This window comes from Streptomyces sp. a15 (assembly GCF_059026085.1).
On the sequence record NZ_JBWLKM010000008.1, the window covers coordinates 190,420 to 208,194 of the forward strand.

At 73.0% G+C, this 17,775-nt stretch carries 11 protein-coding genes; 9 read left to right on the forward strand and 2 right to left on the reverse strand.

All coding sequences use genetic code 11. The features are described 5' to 3' along the window. Window position 1: 1 nt before the first annotated feature. Window positions 2-1,708 carry a serine/threonine-protein kinase gene (locus AC5P09_RS12070; RefSeq protein WP_493873846.1) on the reverse strand — a complete coding sequence of 569 codons (1,707 nt, stop codon included), beginning with the start codon at window positions 1,706-1,708 and terminating at the stop codon, window positions 2-4. 449 nt (window positions 1,709-2,157) lie between these two features. On the opposite strand from AC5P09_RS12070, the gene AC5P09_RS12075 reads away from it, so the two are divergent. From AC5P09_RS12075 to AC5P09_RS12105, 7 genes are all read left to right on the forward strand, one after another. Beyond that, window positions 2,158-5,787, forward strand: a complete 3,630-nt coding sequence (locus tag AC5P09_RS12075; protein WP_493873874.1) for an FHA domain-containing protein — start codon at window positions 2,158-2,160, stop codon at window positions 5,785-5,787. 271 nt (window positions 5,788-6,058) lie between these two features. Further along, a complete protein-coding gene (locus AC5P09_RS12080) occupies window positions 6,059-7,435 on the forward strand; it encodes an ABC transporter substrate-binding protein (protein WP_493873847.1) in 1,377 nt (458 codons plus the stop codon). A 4-nt stretch (window positions 7,436-7,439) separates the two neighbouring features. Further along, a complete protein-coding gene (locus tag AC5P09_RS12085; RefSeq protein ID WP_493873848.1) occupies window positions 7,440-8,783 on the forward strand; it encodes a carbohydrate ABC transporter permease in 1,344 nt (447 codons plus the stop codon). After that, entirely contained in the window at window positions 8,780-9,688 is a 909-nt protein-coding gene (locus tag AC5P09_RS12090) for a carbohydrate ABC transporter permease (protein WP_493873849.1), read from the forward strand. The genes AC5P09_RS12085 and AC5P09_RS12090 overlap by 4 nt, the downstream gene beginning before the upstream one ends. Before the next feature lie 151 nt (window positions 9,689-9,839). Then, window positions 9,840-12,416 carry a bifunctional glycosyltransferase/CDP-glycerol:glycerophosphate glycerophosphotransferase gene (locus AC5P09_RS12095; protein WP_493873850.1) on the forward strand — a complete coding sequence of 859 codons (2,577 nt, stop codon included), beginning with the start codon at window positions 9,840-9,842 and terminating at the stop codon, window positions 12,414-12,416. Window positions 12,417-12,526: 110 nt separating this feature from the next. Further along, window positions 12,527-13,819: a hypothetical protein gene (locus AC5P09_RS12100; protein WP_493873851.1), complete on the forward strand. Its 1,293-nt coding sequence runs from the start codon at window positions 12,527-12,529 to the stop codon at window positions 13,817-13,819. Window positions 13,820-13,913: 94 nt separating this feature from the next. Further along, complete coding sequence (locus tag AC5P09_RS12105) at window positions 13,914-15,473, forward strand: hypothetical protein (protein ID WP_493873852.1); 1,560 nt, start codon at window positions 13,914-13,916, stop codon at window positions 15,471-15,473. Between the two features lie 46 nt (window positions 15,474-15,519). Here AC5P09_RS12105 and AC5P09_RS12110 read toward each other — a convergent pair whose 3' ends face one another. Continuing rightward, entirely contained in the window at window positions 15,520-15,933 is a 414-nt protein-coding gene (locus AC5P09_RS12110; RefSeq protein ID WP_493873853.1) for an organic hydroperoxide resistance protein, read from the reverse strand. A 121-nt stretch (window positions 15,934-16,054) separates the two neighbouring features. Between AC5P09_RS12110 and AC5P09_RS12115 the strand changes: the two genes are divergently transcribed. Then, window positions 16,055-16,564: a MarR family winged helix-turn-helix transcriptional regulator gene (locus AC5P09_RS12115; protein WP_493873854.1), complete on the forward strand. Its 510-nt coding sequence runs from the start codon at window positions 16,055-16,057 to the stop codon at window positions 16,562-16,564. A 182-nt stretch (window positions 16,565-16,746) separates the two neighbouring features. Next, window positions 16,747-17,739 carry a UDP-glucose 4-epimerase GalE gene (gene galE / locus AC5P09_RS12120; protein WP_493873855.1) on the forward strand — a complete coding sequence of 331 codons (993 nt, stop codon included), beginning with the start codon at window positions 16,747-16,749 and terminating at the stop codon, window positions 17,737-17,739. Window positions 17,740-17,775 lie beyond the last annotated feature (36 nt).

Genomic DNA, 17,775 nt, shown 5'->3' on the forward strand with positions numbered 1-17,775 from the left:
GCTACTGGCCGGAGGAGTTCCCGCTCAGGTCGCCGATCCACCCGGACACCGTGTCGAACATGTCGCCGAGCTGCTGCCAGTAGCTCTTGCCCGTGCCGATCCACTCCTGCAACGGGCTCAGCTCCCAGACCAGCCAGCCCGCGACGAACAGGATGACGATCGTGAACAGGCAGCCCTTGAGGCAGCCGAGCCCGGGGATCTTCATCGGGTTGGCGCTGCGCTGCCGCGGCTCGCGGGGCTCGCGGGCGGGCCGCCGGGGCTCCGGCTGCGGGGGCGGCGCGTACCGCTGCGGCTGCGGCTGCTGACGGGGCTGGGGCTGCTGCTGCGGGGCGTACTGCTGCGGCTGTTGCTGCTGCGGATGGCCGTAACCACCGGGCTGCGGCCGCTGTGCGGGCCGCTGCTGCTGGGGTCGCGGCTGCTGGTCCGGCCGGGCGACCTGCCGCTGGGGGCGGCGGCGCAGCGGGTCCTGGCTGGGGTCGAGGTACTGGACCTGCGTCTGTTCGTTCCGGTCGCGGGCGGCCCGCAACTGGTTCTGCCAGGGGTGCGGGTCCTCGGGCTGACCGGGCTGACCGGGCTGACCCGGCTGCTGCCCCTGCTGCCCGCCCGGCTGGTGCTGCGGCACCGGCGGCATGACGGCGGTCGGGTCGGCGGCACCGAAAGAGCCCCCGCCGGGGCTGCCGGGGCCGCCGGTGTGGGGCATGACGCTGGTCGCGGCGTTCGGGTCGTACGCGCCCGCGCCGTGCGGCAGCACCTGGGTCGGGTCGGCGGCGCCGGGCATGCCCGGGACGGCCGCCGGGGCCGGGTCGGGTGCCAGCAGCGCGCCGACCGATTCCGCGGCGGCGATCTGCGCGGAGTTCGCGTGCACGCCGACGCCCTCGGCGACGGTGCGCAGGGCGCGCGCGAGGTTCTCGGCGCTGGGGCGCTCGTCGGGGTTCTTGCGCAGGCAGCGCTCTATGACCGTCCAGAGCGGGTCGGGGACCGTGGACGGGCGGCGCGGTTCGGCGCTGAGATGCTGGTGGAGGACTTCGAGGGCCGAGCCGCCGCCGAACGGGGGGCGGCCGGTGACCAGCTCGTACATCAGGATGCCGGCGCCGTAGATGTCGACGGCGGAGGTCTGCGGGCGGCCCTCGGCGGACTCGGGCGCGACGTACGCGGGCGTGCCGACGAACTCGTGCGTGCGGGTCAGGCCGGGCGAGTCGGCGAGGCGCGCGATGCCGAAGTCGGTCAGCATCGGGTGCATCTGGCCGCCGTACTGCTTGAGCAGGACGTTCGCCGGCTTCAGGTCGCGGTGGACGACGCCGTCGGCATGGCTGGCGGCGAGCGCGTCGGCGATCTGCGCGGTGAGCAGGGCGGCGCCGACGGGCGAGAAGGGGCCGTTCTCGCGCAGGTAGCGGTGCAGGTCGGGGCCCTCGACGAGGTCCATGACCAGGGCGAGCAGATCGCCCTCGACCACCAGGTCGCGCACCCGCACGATGTTCGGGTGGGTCAGACGGAGCAGGACGGAGCGCTCCCGCAGGAACCGCATCACGATGTCGGGGTCGCTCGCGAGCTCCTCCTTGAGGACCTTGATCGCGACGGTCTCGCCGGGCTGGCCCTGCACGGCCGCCTCGGCGCCCGCGGTCTCGCGCTGGCGGGCTCGCCAGACGGTCCCCGTGGCGCCGCGTCCGAGCGGCTCCTCGAGGAAGTACTTGCTGCCTACCGGCCGCACGTCATGCGCTCCCTGTTGCTGGCTTGCCTGCTTGCTTACCTGACCCGTCCACCGGGGTCCGGCGTGCTATGGGTGTTCCGACCCACTGTAGTGCCGCTGTCCGCGGCGCCGGGGTGTCGTTGTCCCGTCGTCGTTCTGTGCGTCTTACGTACCGGTTCCCGTGCACGTTCGAAGGAAAGACGCTCGACTCGATCCCGTTGGTTGCCACAGCCGCGCGTGAGCGATCTCAAGTGGTCACGAGTCGGGCACTGGTCAGGCACTTTTGCGGGCAGAGCCGACCAATCAAGATCATTTGATGATGGGCGGCGGGCGCGTTGTCAGTGGCAGGTGCGAGGATGCCTCCTGTACTGGCCGACGTGCTCGTGGTGGGGGAAGTCCGTGGCGTGGGACCGCCGTTCCGGCTTCGTCCTCGTCCCCGGGTGCCCGCGCAGAAGGGACGGCTGACGGCGATGCAGATCCGGCTGACCGTCGTAGACCCGCTGGGGCCGCCCGAGCGGACCCAGGGCCGCGCCGCGAGCTGTGACGTGCTGGTCACCGCGCCCGCGGGCACCGCCCTGGCCGCGGTGGCGTCGGCGCTCGCCTCGGCGGTCCCCGCGGACGCGGGCGTCCCACCGGAGCGGAGCCGGGAGGCCGGCGGCGGCCCGGTCGTGCTGTACGCCGGTGCGGAGCGGCTCGACGCCCAGCGCTGCACCCTGGGCGAGCCCCCGCTGTTCGACGGCGCCGTGCTGTCCCTGGGCACCCCCGGCGAGCCGGAGCCCCACCCCGAGCTGGACGACGCGCCGACCCAGCTCCACGTGATCGCCGGCCCGGACGCGGGCGGGGTCCATCTGCTGCACGGCGGCCAGATCCACATCGGCCGCTCCGCCGACGCCGACGTCCCGCTGGACGACCCCGACGTCTCCCGCCTGCACTGCGCGGTGACGGTCGGCCCCGACGGCCGCGTCTCGGTCGCCGACCTCGACTCCACGAACGGCACCTCGCTGGACGGCGCGCGCGTGGGCACCCACCCGGTCCGCTTCACGCCGGGCGCGCTGCTCAGGATCGGCGAGTCGGCCCTGCGGCTGGCCCCGGCGGGCGGCCCGGGTGCGCGCGTGCGGACGACTCCCGACGGGGAGGGGCAGGTGCGGGTGCCCACCGGGGACGCGGCGCCGACCCAGGCTCCCGCGCCCGGCGGTGGGCCCGGCCCGTCCGGCCCCTCCGGTCCCTCCGACAGGACGCATCATGCGTACGGCTCGGCGGGCTGGGGCGCCTCGACCGGCACCCCGGACGCGCAGGGCCACGCCCCCGTCGAACCACCCCTCGTCGTACCGGGCCAGGGCGGGGCGCCGCACATCGAGACCAACGGGGCTCGGCCGTACGGCCGGACGAGCGCCGCACCCCGGGACGGCTCGGGTTCCGGCTCGGGATCAGGTTCCGGCTCCCGCTCCCGCTCCCGCTCCGGCGACAGCGGGGCGACCCACGCCGGGCGGTTCGGCGTCGCCGCGGCGGGCGGCGCCTCGGTCCCCGGGCCCGGAGACCTAGGGCAGACACGCGAAGGCCCGTCCGACGCAAACAGGCCCGGCGCCGCGGACGACGACACCGATCCCGCCACCGCCCCCGACACCGACACCGGCCGCCGCAAAGGAACCCCCCTCCGCGGCACCGACGTACCCCCCGGCCTGCGCAAACGCGGCGGACTCTCGGCGTGGGCGCGTCGCCTGACCGGCGGGCGCGGCGAGCAGGAGACGGCCGGGGACCCCACCTACGACGAGACCGGCGGCACCGCCTCCCCCGCATCGCAGCCGGCACCTCTGCCCCCGCCGTCCCAGGCCCCCGAGGCCTGGCCGGACCCGGCGGCGCTGCTGCTGACGGCGCTGGGCCCCGGACCCCGGCTGTGGGAGCGCGGCCCGGGCCACCCGGAGGCGCTCACGGTGCGGCTCGGCACGGCGGACCGTGCGGCGCCCGACGGCTCGGGGCTCCTGCCCGTCGTTCCGGTGACCGCCGATCTGCGCGAGGCCGGGGCACTGGGGCTGGCCGGACCGCGCGAGCGGCTCGCCGGGCTGGCCCGCGCGGTCGTCGCCCAGCTCGCCGCGCTGCACTCCCCCGATGCCCTGGAAATCGTCCTGATCAGCGCGGACCGCTCCCGGCCCGTGGCGGAGCGCACCGCCGAGTGGTCCTGGCTGGGCTGGCTCCCGCATCTGCGACCCGGACACGGCCAGGACTGCCGCCTCCTGCTCGCCTACGACCGCGAACAGGCCACGGCCCGCACCGACGAACTCCTCCGCCGCCTGGAGGACCACCTCACCGATGCCTCGGTCCCCGCCTCTGCCCGGCGGACGGCCCCTTCGTACGGCACGGACGCGAGTGCCCCCGGCGACCGCCCGCCCCGTGGTGCGAACCACCGCCCCGCCTGGGCCCGGGACGACGTCGCGGTGGACGACGAGGGCAGGAGCGGTTTCCCCGGCCCGTACACGGTGGTCGTCGTGGACGGCGATCCCGGGGGCGCCGCCGTGCGCGAGGCGGTGGCGCGGCTGGCGCTGGACGGCCCGCGGGCCGGCATCCATGTGGTGTGCCTCGCCGAGACGGCCCCCGCGTCGCCCGCGTCGCCGGTGACAGAGACGTACGAGGCGGCCTGCGCGGCGGCACCGGCGTTCCGTGAGTGCGGTGCCGTGGCGCTGCTCAGCGGCGACGTGGCGACGGCACTGCGGCTGATGCGGGTGGCACGGGCGGGTGCGGGTACGGACGGTTCCGCGACGCCCGCCACGCGCGCCACGCCCACCTCCCCGAGCACCCCCACCACCCCCGTCGGCCCGGTGGGCCACGGCACCGTCGCCGCCGTGGACGCCGTCTCGCTCGCCTGGGCCGAGCGGTTCGCGCGGGCGCTGGCGCCGTTGCGGGCGGAGGGCATCGCCGGTGAGCGGCACTCGCGCGTGTCCGCGCCGTTGCCCCAGGCGGCCAGGCTGCTGGACGAGGTGGGGCTGGCCCGGGCCACCCCGGCGTCGCTGATGGCCCGCTGGGCGGACGCGGCCGACGACACGGAGTCGCTCGGCGGGCGGGCCTGGGCCGTGCTCGGCGCCGGACCGCGCGGCCCGGTCTGCGCGGACCTCGCGCTGGACGGCCCGCACCTGCTGATCGAGGGACCGGCGGGCAGCGGCCGTACGGAACTGCTGCGGGCGATCGTCGCCTCGCTGGCCGCCGCCGAGCGGCCCGACCGGCTGAGCGTGGTGCTGATCGACGGCCGGGACAGCGTGGGCACGGACGGCGGCGGACACGGCGAGGGCCTGCGCGTCTGTACGGACGTACCGCATGTCACCACCCACCTCACCGCCAACGACCCCGTGCGGATGCGGGAGTTCGCCCAGTCCCTGAGCGCCGAGCTGAAGCGGCGCGCGGAGCTGCTCGGGCGGTCCGACTTCGCCGAGTGGCACACCGGGCGCGAGGTGTCGGGCCGCATAGTCGCCCAGCGCACGCCCCCGGCCCGCGGCGTGTCCGCCACCGCGGAACACACCGGAGACCTGGACACCCCGTCCAGCTCCACCATCCGGCTGCGCCCGGCTGCCGCCCGACGGCAGGCGGAGGCGGCGCCGCCGCTGCCCCGCCTCGTCGTGATCGTGGACGACCTGGACGCTCTGGTCCGCCCCGCGCTGGGCTCGCCGGGCAGACCCGCGGCGGGCTCGGTGATACGCGCCCTGGAGGCCGTGGCCCGCGAGGGCGAGCGCCTCGGCGTTCACCTGGTGGCCGCGTCCGGCGTCGGCGGCCGTACGGCCCAGTCGGACCTGGCACGGCTGGCCACCCTCCGCGTCACGCTGGACACCCCGGCCGCCGGCCCCGACGAACCGGCCCCCGGCCGCGGCCGCCTGGCCTGGGCGGACGGGCGGGTCACGCCGTTCCAGGGGGGCCGGGTGACGGGACGGATCCCGCGTACGGCGACCTTGCGGCCGACGGTCCTGCCCCTGGAGTGGGAGCGGATGGGGGACCCGCCGACCCGACGCCCGGTGCGCGAGCTGGGCAACGGCCCGACGGACCTGGCTCTGCTGGCCAGCGCGCTGGAGCGGGCGGCGCGCGAGGTCGCGGCGACCGAGGTGCCGTCACTCCTGTAGCGCCGGTTCGGACCGTCGGCCGGCACCGGTCCGGCACAGAATGAGCCCGTCCGGCGCTTGAGGACGAGGCCATTCACGCCGATAGCGGTGGTCTGGGGGCGCCGGCCCCCAGCGGACGCGAGCCACCAACCGCCCGTACCTGGTCACGAGGGGGTCACGATCCCCGGCTTGACACGCGACGCGCTCTTGCCGCCCCCAACCCCCCGGGCGTAGACCAGACCGCACGGGACAGCGCTCGAACGTTCGACGAGGCACGAAGAACGGGGCAGTGATGCGCAGCACGAGCAGTACGAACCGCAACAACAGGGCCGCGAAATCCGCAGCCGCACTCCTGGCGGGAGCCCTCGCGCTCGCGCTGACGGCGTGCGGCGGCGACGACGACAAGAGCAGCAACAGCGACACGACCGCCAAGGAGACAGGCACCACCGTCACCCTCCCCAAGCTGGACGGCAAGAGCCTGGAGGTCGCCGCGGTCTGGACCGGCGCCGAGCAGGCCAACTTCAAGAAGGTTCTCGCGGAGTTCGAGAAGCGGACGGGCGCGAAGGTGACCTTCGTGCCCGCGCAGGACCCGATCGTCAACTTCCTCGGCTCGAAGATCGCGGGCGGCCAGCCGCCGGACATCGCGATGCTCCCGCAGCCGGGCGCCATCAAGCAGGCCGTGGACAAGAAGTGGGCCAAGCCCCTCGGCGCCGAGGCCCTCAAGGAACTGCAGGAGAACTACTCCCAGGGCTGGCAGGACATCGGCAAGGTCGACGGCAAGCAGTACGGCGTCTACTACAAGGCCGCCAACAAGTCGCTGATCTGGTACAACGCCCAGGTCTTCGAGAACGCGGGGGCCACCGAGCCCAAGACCTGGGACGAACTCCTCACCACCGCGCAGACGGTCTACGACTCCGGCGTCACCCCGTTCTCCGTCGGCGGCGCCGAGGGCTGGACCCTGACCGACTGGTTCGAGAACGTCTATCTCTCCCAGGCGGGTCCGGAGAAGTACGACCAGCTGGCGAAGCACGAGATCAAGTGGACGGACCCGTCCGTGAAGGACGCCCTGACCACGCTGGCCCAGGTCTGGGGCAAGAAGGACTACGTGGCGGGCGGCGCGGCCGGCGCGCTGCAGACGGACTTCCCGGCCTCGGTGACGCAGACCTTCACCGGCGGCGACCAGCCCAAGGCGGGCATGGTCTACGAGGGCGACTTCGCGCAGGTCAACATCGTCCAGGCCGGTGCCAAGGTCGGCACGGACGCGAAGGTGTTCCCGTTCCCGGCCGTGGGCGACACCGCGCCGGTGGTCTCCGGCGGCGACGCGGCGGTGATCCTGAAGGACTCCGAGGCGGCGCAGGCGCTGGCCACCTTCCTCGCCTCCCCGGACGCGGCGACCGTCCAGGCGAAGCTCGGCGGCTACCTCTCGCCGAACAAGAACGTGGCGGACTCGGCGTACCCGAACGCGGTGCAGCAGAGGATGGCCAAGGCGCTGATCGCGGCCGGTGACGACTTCCGCTTCGACATGTCCGACCAGGCCCCGCAGGCCTTCGGCGGCACGCCCGGCAAGGGCGAGTGGAAGGCGCTGCAGGACTTCCTGAAGAACCCGAAGGACATCGCCGGCACCCAGCAGAAACTGGAGGCCGACGCGGCGGCGGCCTACGGCGGCTGACGCGATGGCATCTGCCAATGCGGCAGGGGGCACTCCGCCCCCTGCCGCTCCCAAGTCGCGCAAGAGCGTGACCGGCACCCGCAAGAGCGTGGCTGCGCTGTTCCTGCTGCCCGCTCTCGTGCTGCTGGGCGCGCTCGTGGTCTACCCGATCGGGTACTCGGTCGTCCGCAGCTTCTACGACCAGTCCGGCGACGGCTTCGCCGGATTCGACAACTACGAGGCGCTGTTCACCGACGAAGGCATCCGCACCGCGCTGAAGAACAACGTCATCTGGGTGGTGTTCGCCCCGACGGTCGCCACCGCGCTCGGTCTGATCTTCGCGGTGCTGACCGAACGGGTGCGCTGGGGCACGGCGTTCAAGCTCGTCGTCTTCATGCCGATGGCGATCTCGATGCTGGCGGCGGGCATCATCTTCCGGCTGGTCTACGACCAGGACCCGGACAAGGGCGTGGCGAACGCGGTGTGGGTGGGTGTCCACGACACCTTCGCGGAGGCGTCCGCGTTCCCGAAGGCGCACCCGGGCCGCGATTCGCCGCTGGTGGTGCAAGGGGGGAGCTTCGTCACCAAGGCGACGGTCAGCACCGGCGACACCGTCACCCTGCCCCTCGTGGGCGTCGCCCCCGAGCAGATGCCCGGCGACGCGAAGCGGGCCGTACCGCCGCAGGCCGAGCCGGGGAAGATCACCGGGACGACCTGGCAGGACTTCACCCGTGGCAAGGGCGTGGGCACGCTCGGCGCGCCGGACGCGTCCGAGGTCGGCTACCCCGGCATGAAGATCGAGGCGGTCAAGGACGGCAAGGTGGTGGAATCCACGAAGGCCGCCGACGACGGCACGTTCACCTTGTCCGAGAAGGCCGACGGGGCCCAACTCCGGTTGCCCGCAAGCAACTTCAAGGAGCCCTACAACGGCCTGGACTGGCTCGGCCCGTCCCTGGTCACACCCGCGATCATCGGGTCGTACATCTGGATGTGGGCGGGTTTCGCGATGGTGCTGATCGCGGCCGGGCTGGCCGGGATGCCCCGTGAGCTCCTGGAGGCGGCCCGGGTGGACGGGGCGAACGAGTGGCAGGTGTTCCGCAGGGTCACGGTGCCGCTGCTGGCTCCCGTCCTCGCGGTCGTCGCCGTCACTCTGATGATCAACGTCCTGAAGGTCTTCGACCTGGTCTTCATCATCGCGCCGGGCTCCTCGCAGGACGACGCGAACGTGCTGGCCCTGGAGCTGTATCGCAAGGGCTTCTCCGAGGACCAGCCGGGCATCGCGAGCGCCATCTCGGTGTTCCTGCTCCTGCTGGTCATCCCGGTGATGTGGTTCAACGTCCGCAGGCTCAAGCGGGAGGTGCGGCGATGACGACACATGCCGACCGGCTCACCAAGGAGGCGCCGGTCGAGGGCGTGAAGGCCAGGCGGTCCCTCGGCGGGCGCCTCGCCGAAGGGGTCAGCGGCGGTCTGCTGCGCGTGTTCCTCATCGTCGTCGGCCTGTTCTGGCTGGTGCCGACGATCGGTCTGCTGCTGTCCTCGCTGCGCCCGCCGCGGGAGATGGCCGCGAGCGGCTGGTGGGAGGTCTTCTCCAAGCCGTCCCAACTCACCTTCGAGAGCTACGACAAGCTCCTGCAGAACAGCGACATCACCAACTCGCTCGTCAACACGGTGCTGATCACGGTCCCGGCGACGGCCCTGGTCGTCGTCATCGGCGCGCTCGCGGGCTACGCGTTCGCGTGGATGGAGTTCCCGGGCCGCGACTGGTGGTTCCTGGGCGTGGTCGGCCTGTTGGTCGTGCCCGTGCAGGTGGCGCTGATCCCGATCGCCGAACTCTTCGGCAAGCTCGGCCTGTTCGGCTCGATCTTCGGCGTGGTCCTCTTCCACACGGGCTTCGGTCTGCCCTTCGCGGTGTTCCTGCTGCGGAACTTCTTCGCGGAGATCCCGAAGGAGCTGCTGGAGGCGGCCCGGCTGGACGGGGCGGGTGAACTGCGCCTGTTCGTCCGGGTCGTGATGCCGCTCGGCGGGCCGGCGATCGCGAGCCTGGGCATCTTCCAGTTCCTGTGGGTGTGGAACGACATGCTGATCGCGCTGGTGTTCTCCGACTCCGGCAGCCAGCCGATCACGGTCGCGCTGCAGACGCAGGTACGCCAGTTCGGCAACAACATCGACGTCCTGGCACCCGGCGCGTTCATCTCCATGGTGATCCCACTCGCCGTGTTCTTCCTGTTCCAGCGACAGTTCGTGTCCGGCGTGATGGCGGGCGCGGTCAAGTAGCCCCCAGGAACACCCACTTGAGGGGGCGGACCACACCGGTCCGTCCCCTTTGTCCGTCCACGATCCCCCGAATGCCGTAACGCTTCGTAACCAGAACACGCCCTCGGCCGTTCCCGGGCAGAACGCCCGCGACGACCCTTGGATGTCCCCCTTGCCCAGGTTCAGTGTCATCGTCCCCGCGTACAAGGTTCAGGCGTACCTCAACGAATGCCTGGATTCGGTGCTCTCCCAGTCGTATCCGGATCTGGAACTGATCGTGGTCGACGACGGCTCGCCGGACGCCTGCGGCGCGATCATCGACGAAGCCGCGGCCCGCGACCCACGCGTACGCCCCGTACACCTGCCCCGCAACGAGGGCCTCGGGCCCGCCCGCAACGCCGGTCTGCGCACGGCGACCGGCGACTACCTGCTCTTCCTGGACGGCGACGACACCCTCACCCCGCACGCGCTGCGCGCGATCGCCGACCGCCTGAAGGAGACCGGCGAGCCGGACATCCTGGTCCACGACTACGCGCGCACCGACTGGTCGGGCCGGACCGTCCGCAACCAGGCGGCGATCCACCTCACGGAACGCGGCCCGGCGTCCTTCGCCCTGGAGGACCGCCCGGGCCTGCTCAAACTGCTGACGGTCGTGTGGAACAAGACGTACCGCCGGGAGTTCGTCGAGCGCGAAGGGCTCACCTTCCCGCCCGGCTACTACGAGGACGTCCCGTGGACGTACCCGGCGCTCATGGCCGCCGAGTCGATCGCCACGCTCGACCGGGTCTGCGTCCACTACCGGCAGCGCCGCCGGGGCAGCATCACCCGCACCACCAGCCGCCGCCACTTCGACCTCTTCGAGCAGTACGACCGGGTCTTCGCGTACGTCGAGCAGCGCCCCGAACTGGCGCGCTGGCGGCCGGTGTTGTTCCGCCGCATGGTCAACCACCTGACGACGGTCTTCGCCCACCGCGAGCGGCTGCCCCGCGAGGCGCGGGCCGACTTCCTGCGCCAGGCGCGCGCCCTCTGCCGCCGTCACCACGCCCCGGGCCACCCGGTCCCGCTGCGCTCCCGGCTGCGGCACACCCTCGTCCGGCTGGGCCTGCGCCGCACGTTCCACACCCTGCAACGGGCGTCGGCCCTGCGCCGCCGCACGGTCAAGTCCCTGACCCGCCTGCTGAAGTCCATGGGCGCCGCGGCCCTCCGGCTCCACTACCGCGTCCAGCGCCGTCTCCCCCTGTGCGCCGACCGGGCCCTCTTCGCCGCGTACGGCGGCCGCGGCCACGGCTGCAACCCGGGCGCCCTGGAGACCGCGTTCCGCACCCACGCCCCGCACTTCCGCACGACCTGGGTCGCGCGCCGCGAGCACCACCACACGATCCCGGCCGCCACCCGCCGCGTCAGGCCCGGCACGGTCGCCTACTGGACGGCGCTGGCCCGCTCCAAGTACCTGGTCAGCAACGTCGACTTCGACCGCCGCCTGGTCAAGCGCCCCGGCCAGATCCTCCTCCAGACACAGCACGGCACCCCGCTCAAGCACATGGGCCTGGACCTCCAGGAGCGCCCGGCGGCCGCCCGCGACACGGACTTCGCCGAGCTCCTGCGCGGGGTCGACACCTGGGACCACGTCCTGTCCGCCAACCGCCACTCCACCCTGACCTGGGAGCGCGTTCTCCCCGGCCGCTACCGCACGCTCGAGTACGGCCAGCCCCGCAACGACGTCTTCCAGCAGGCGACCTCCGCGGACGTGTCCCGGCTGCGCGAGACCCTCGGCATCCCCGAGGGCACAGTCGCGATCCTGTACGCGCCCACCCACCGCGACCACCGCCGCAGCCAACACCAGCCCCTCGACCTGGAACGGCTCCTGCGCAGCCTCGGCCCCCGCTACGTCGTCCTCGCCCGCGCCCACCACGTCTACGGCGAACCCCTCACCGCCGGATCGGACCGGGTCATCGACGTCACCGACCACCCGAGCGTCGAGCAGCTGTGCCTCGCCTCGGACGCCCTGGTCACCGACTACTCCTCGATCATGTTCGACTACGCCAACCTCGACCGCCCGATCGTGCTCCTCGCCGACGACCGGGAGGCGTACGAGGCGGCCCGCGGCACCTACTTCGACCTGCGCTCCTTCCCGCCGGGCGCGGTCGCGCGCAGTGAGGACGAGCTGATCGACATCTTCGCCACCGGCCACTGGCGCGGCTCGCGCTCCGCCCAGCTGCGCTCCGCGTTCCGCGAGCGGTTCTGCCCGTACGACGACGGGCGCGCCGCCGAGCGGGTCGTACGCCATGTGGTGCTGGGGGAGACGGACCTCCCGCCGGTCGTGCCGCTCGCCGAGCGCCACCCGGTGCCGTCCGCGGCGGCGGCCCTCGGCCGCTTTCCACTGGCGGGCGTGCCGCAGCCGGCCGGTCCGCGGGACGTCGGGTCGCTGGACGGCGGGTCGCCGGCCGTTGATTCGCCGGCCGTCGGTTCGCCGGCCGTCGGTTCCCCGGCCGTTGATTCGCCGGCCGTCGGTTCACAGCCCGTCGGTCCGCCGGTCGTCGGTTCACAGCCCGTCGGTTCCCCGGTCATCGGTTCGCCGGTCGTCGGTTCACAGCCCGTCGGTTCGCCGGTCATCGGTTCGCCGGTCGTCGGTTCACAGCCCGTCGGTTCCCCGGTCATCGGTTCGCCGGTCGTCGGTTCACAGCCCGTCGGTTCGCCGGCCGGCGGTCCGCAGCCCGTCGGTTCGTCGGCCGTCGCCGACCGCGGCTGAATCCGGTGCCACTCCAGGGAGTTCGCATGCCGTCCAGCCCCTCCCGGCCGACCCCGACCCGGCCCTCCACCTGGCGGCCGGCGAGCCGGCCCGGCCGGAGATAGTCGCTCATGAGGCCGCGCACCTGGGTGCTGGTGCTCGCCGCGGTGTTCGCCGTGCTCCAGCTCGCGAACGTCACCGGCCGGGACACCCCCGACACCAAGAACTACCTGTCGTACGCCCTGAGCCTCGGCGGCGACAGCAAGCGGGAGGCGGCGGCCGCCACCATCGACTACGCCTGCGCGGGCCGGGCGTCGACGGCGTACCGCAGACAGAAGGTCGACGTGGTGCGCTTCCACGCGCCGGACCCCCGTCGGCAGGTCATGACGGAGTGCCGGGCCACGGCCTGGCGGGAGGTGGACGCGCGGCTGCGGGCGGGGCAGACGGGCGGGCATGCCGTGCCGTTCAGTTCGGCGCGGTTCATGCGGATCTTCGAGGCGCGGCCCGGATATCCGGTGTTCCTGGTGCCGTTCGTCACCGTGCTCGGCGTGACGTGGGGGGTGTGGGCGGCGAGTGTCGTCATCGCGGTCGCGGGCGGAATCCTGGCGTTCCTCATCCTGCGCACCCTGTCCGTGCCGGTGCCGCTCGCGCTGACCGGTCAGGCGCTGTACTACGTCCTGCCGTGCGGCACGACCGCCATGCGGCCCATGACGGAGGGCCTGCTGCTGGCGCTGACGCTGGCGGCAGTGTGGGGGTGCGCGCTGGTGCTGCACGGGCATCGGGCCCGGGCCGGTCTGGTGCTGGTGGGCGGGTCGCTGGCCGGGCTGTTCACGGTGAAGCACCCACAGGCGCTGCTTCTGGGGCTGTGCCTGGCGGGGGCGGGAGCGGTGATCGCCGTACGGCGGCGGGGGCGGGGGCAGGGGCAGGGGCAGGCTGTGGGGCGTGGCGTGGTGGCTCTGGCGGCCGTGGGGGGTTCCGCCGTGATCGGGACCTTGCTGCTGGCGAAGGTGCTGCACTACCCGTCCGCATCCGAGAGCGTCCAGGATCTGCTCGCCGACCACTTCACCCGGCCCGACCGGACCCGTCCGTGGCCGGAGTTCCTGCACCTCCAGGCCAACTTCTGGACGGAGTGGCTGCGTCGGCAGCTGTGGCAGCCGCTGTTCGCGGCGGCCCTGGCGGCGGGTGCGTGGGGGGCGCTGCGCGGGCGACGGCGGGCGTTCGGCGGGTTCCTGGTGGCGGCGGGCTGCACGGGGATCCTCACGCAGGCCGCGCACCCGGACATCAACATCTGGGGCGATCGGCTGATCGTGCTGGCGTGGCTGCTGCCGGTGGTCGGGGTGCCGCTGCTGCTGGAGCGTGTCGCACGGGAGCGGGTGACACTGCCCGCGCAGGAGCACGCCGAACGGGCTCACACGATGGGGTGAGGTACGGACGGGCCGTCGACCTCGGCGTGGCTGCGGGGAACATACGGCCAATGCCTCAGCCCCTCCCCCCGCTTCCCGTCCCCCTTGACGTGCGATGAGCGGCGTCGGTGTTCTTGCCCGGCGGTCCGTGCGCGGTGCGACGGCACTGCGCGGCGGCCGAGTCCGGCGTCCCACTCCGTACCAGGTCGTCGGGTTCCTGTTCTGGCTGGTGATGTCGCTGGCCTACTGGCGGGTGCCGCTGTGCTGCGACGCCGGGCAGCACGCGGCGGTCGTCGAACGCCTGAAGGCGAGTCTGCTCCAGCCGCGCCACCCGATGGCCGACCTGCCGGGTGCGGGCAGCCCGTACTACTCGCCGTACGCGCTGGCGCAGGGCGCCTTCGCACGGCTGACGGGACTGAGCGGGTGGCAGGTCCTGCAACTCGCCGGGCCGCTGAACCTGCTGGTGCTGCTGACCGGCCTCGGCCGTTTCGTGCGGGTGCTGACGCCGAGGCAGTGGGCGCCGGTGCTGGCGCTGGCCGCGATGACACTGCTGTGGGGGACCGAGCGGGCCTGGTGGAGCGGGTACCTCGGGCTGATGTCGATGACGGGGAACCTCGGGTATCCGTCGGCGTTCGCGATCGGGCTGGCCTTCTGGGCATGGGGGCTGACGGGGGCTCGGGCCCGGGAGGCGGGCCGGGCGGTGCGGTACGTCGGGCCGAGCGGGCTGCCGGGTCTCAGCGGGTACGCGGGGCTCGGCGCGCTGTACGGGCTGATCCTGCTGGTGCACCCGGTCACGGCGGTGGCGGCGGTGCTGGGGGCCGTGGCCCTGCTCGGCGGGTGGCAGCGCGGATGGCGGCCGGCGGTCGTGCGGCCGTGGGCGCTGACGGGCGGGACCGCGTTGCTGGTCGCGGTCTGCTGGCCGTACTTCGACGTGTTCGCTCCGGCCGGGGACGGCGGCGCGGACGGAACGCACCGGACGCTGTACCAGGACCTCGGCGGACACTTCTGGCTGGCGCTGCTCGGGGTGCCGGCGCTATGGCGGCGAGGGCGGAGGTCGGTGCGCGATCCCCTCGTGCTGATGTTCGTCCTCGACTGCCTGGTCGTGGCGTACGGCTGGTTCAGCGGGCACCACACCTACGGCGGAATCCTCGGGCTGACCTTGGTGCCGCCGCAGTTCGCGCTCGCGGTGGAGCTGGCGGCGCCGCGGCCCTGGCCGGTGTGGCGGCGGGTGCTGGGCGGGGCCGCGGCGGCCGGGGCCTGCGTGGGTTTCCTCACCGTGCAGGCGGGCGCGGTCGTCCCGCGCTCGCTGGACCCGGTCGGCTTCGCACAGCCGCCGCGCTGGCCGACGTACGCATGGGCCTCGCGGCATATCGGCCCCGGCGAGGTCGTGATCACCGACGGCTACCACGCCGGCCACGCGATCGCGGGCTACGGCGCGAACCTCGCCGCGCCCGCCCGGCCGGACGCGGCCCTCGACGAACGGGAAAGGGCGAGGCGGCTCGCGGACGTCCGCGCCTACCTCGCCCCGACGTCGACCCGCGCCGAGCGCACCGCCGTCGCCCGCCGCTACCACGTGCGGTGGCTGCTGCTCACACGCCGGCACCTGGTGCCCGAGGAGGCGGTGGTGGTGACGTGGAGCGGGCGGACGGGGGAGGTGCTGGCGCGGGTCGGGTGACGCTTTCCGGTGTGTGACCGGGGTTACTCGTTGACGAGCCTTGGGATTACTCGATGACGAGGTCGACCTCGATGTTGCCGCGGGTGGCGTTGGAGTAGGGGCAGACCTGGTGGGCCTGCTCGACCAGCTTGCGGCCGGTCGCCTCGTCCACGGTGTCGGGCAGCTCCACGCGGAGGGTGACCTTGAGGGCGAAGCCCTCGCCCTGCTTGCCTATGCCGACCTCGGAGGTGACGGCGGCGTCGCTCACGTCGACCTTGGCCTGACGGCCGACGAGACCGAGGGCGCTGCCGAAACAGGCGGCGTAACCGGCGGCGAACAGCTGCTCCGGGTTGGTGCCCTGTCCGTTGCCGCCCATCTCCACCGGAATGCCCAGCGCGAGGTCCAGGGTGCCGTCGGAGGAGACGGCACGGCCTTCCCGGCCGTGGGTGGCGGTGGCGACAGCGGTGTAGAGCGCGTCCATGGAAGAACCATCCCTCTTTGAGTCACGTCTCGGCGGCCTGTCCGGCCGCCTTGCGAGCACAAGTAGAGCACACAATTCAGTTGTGCACAATTGAATAGCTCGCAAGAGCTATCCTGGATGCATGACCCGGACACCGACCCCCGCCCACGCATCAGCCGCCCCATCGCCCTCGGAAGAGAACTGGCTGCGCCTCGACGGCCAGATCTGCTTCTCCCTGCACGCTGCCTCGCGTGCGTTCAACGGCGTCTACCGGGTGATCCTCAAGGACCTCGGACTGACCTACCCGCAGTACCTGGTGATGCTGGTGCTGTGGGAGCGGGGCGAGATGCCCGTGAAGCAGCTCGGCGAACACCTGCGCCTCGACTCCGGCACGCTGTCACCGCTGCTCAAGCGCCTGGAGGCGGCCGGTCTCGTCCGACGGGAGCGCAGCACCCGCGACGAACGCTCGGTGGAGGTACGGCTGACCGAGGAGGGCGTGGCCCTGCGCGAGCCCGCGCTCCGGGTGCCGCGCCGGATCTTCCAGGCCACCGGCTTCAACCTCGACGAACTCCGCGACCTGCGCGAACGCCTCGACCGGCTCACCTCGACGCTGGACTCGGCGGCGCTGGAGGAGATGCCGGGCGGCCAGTAGCCGCGCCGATCAGCCCCACCCCCACGCGGGCACTGCGTGTCGCCTCAGGTTCACGTGGAGTCATCACAGTGACTCGCACGGGACTCGGCCGCCTGCTTCACTGACGACGGGAGCCGACAGCACACCCACAGCTCTTACCGCAGACCACCACCACAGGCCAATTCACGAGGGGACGGCCGCACATGACCTGGCTGATCACCGGCGGCGCCGGCTACATCGGGGCGCACGTCGTACGGGCGATGACCGAGGCGGGCGAAAGGACGGTGGTGTACGACGACCTCTCGACCGGCATCACCGAGCGCGTCCCCGAAGACGTACCGCTGGTGGTGGGCTCGACCCTGGACGGCGAGCGCCTGGCCCGGACCCTCGCCGACCACGAGGTCACCGGTGTGGTCCATCTGGCGGCGAAGAAGCAGGTGGGCGAGTCGGTGGACCTGCCGCTGCACTACTACCGGGAGAACGTCGAGGGCCTGCGCGTCCTCCTGGAGGCCGTGTCGGAGGCGGGCGTGCCGTCCTTCGTGTTCTCGTCCTCCGCGGCGGTGTACGGCATGCCGGACGCCGCGCTTCACGGCGAACTGGTGACGGAGGAGACGCCGTGCGTGCCCATGTCGCCGTACGGCGAGACGAAGCTGGCCGGCGAGTGGCTGGTCAGGGCGACGGGCCGGGCGACGGGCCTGTCCACGGCCTCGCTGCGCTACTTCAACGTGGCGGGCGCGGCGCGTCCCGAACTCGCGGACGTGGGCGTCTTCAACCTCATCCCGATGGTATTCGAGAAGCTCACGGAGAACGCGCCCCCGCGCATCTTCGGCGACGACTACGAGACACCGGACGGGACGTGCGTACGTGACTACATCCACGTCGTCGACCTGGCCGATGCCCATGTCGCGGCGGCACGCGCCCTCCAGGCGGCCCCCGGCCGTGACCTCACCCTCAACATCGGCCGCGGGGAAGGGGTGTCGGTGCGCGAGATGATCGACCGCATCAACGCCCTCACCGGCTACGACCGCCCCCCGACGGTCACCCCGCGCCGCCCCGGCGACCCGGCCCGCGTCGTCGCCTCCGCCGACCGCGCCGCCACCGAACTGGGCTGGAAGGCCAAGCACGACGTCCAGGACATGATCACGTCGGCATGGGAGGGGTGGGTACGACTACACCCGGAGGCGGCCCGCGGCTAGCGGACGCTCGTCGGGTGCGGGTGCGGGTGCGGGTGC

What these genes read in the sequence shown, in the direction of transcription:
- AC5P09_RS12075 (WP_493873874.1), top strand. Translation starts at nt 2,158, where the DNA reads ATGCAGATCCGGCTGACCGTCGTAGACCCGCTGGGGCCGCCCGAGCGG.
- AC5P09_RS12080 (WP_493873847.1), top strand. Translation starts at nt 6,059, where the DNA reads ATGCGCAGCACGAGCAGTACGAACCGCAACAACAGGGCCGCGAAATCC.
- AC5P09_RS12085 (WP_493873848.1), top strand. Translation starts at nt 7,440, where the DNA reads ATGGCATCTGCCAATGCGGCAGGGGGCACTCCGCCCCCTGCCGCTCCC.
- AC5P09_RS12090 (WP_493873849.1), top strand. Translation starts at nt 8,780, where the DNA reads ATGACGACACATGCCGACCGGCTCACCAAGGAGGCGCCGGTCGAGGGC.
- AC5P09_RS12100 (WP_493873851.1), top strand. Translation starts at nt 12,527, where the DNA reads ATGAGGCCGCGCACCTGGGTGCTGGTGCTCGCCGCGGTGTTCGCCGTG.
- AC5P09_RS12105 (WP_493873852.1), top strand. Translation starts at nt 13,914, where the DNA reads ATGAGCGGCGTCGGTGTTCTTGCCCGGCGGTCCGTGCGCGGTGCGACG.
- AC5P09_RS12110 (WP_493873853.1), bottom strand. Translation starts at nt 15,933, where the DNA reads ATGGACGCGCTCTACACCGCTGTCGCCACCGCCACCCACGGCCGGGAA.
- AC5P09_RS12115 (WP_493873854.1), top strand. Translation starts at nt 16,055, where the DNA reads ATGACCCGGACACCGACCCCCGCCCACGCATCAGCCGCCCCATCGCCC.
- galE (WP_493873855.1), top strand. Translation starts at nt 16,747, where the DNA reads ATGACCTGGCTGATCACCGGCGGCGCCGGCTACATCGGGGCGCACGTC.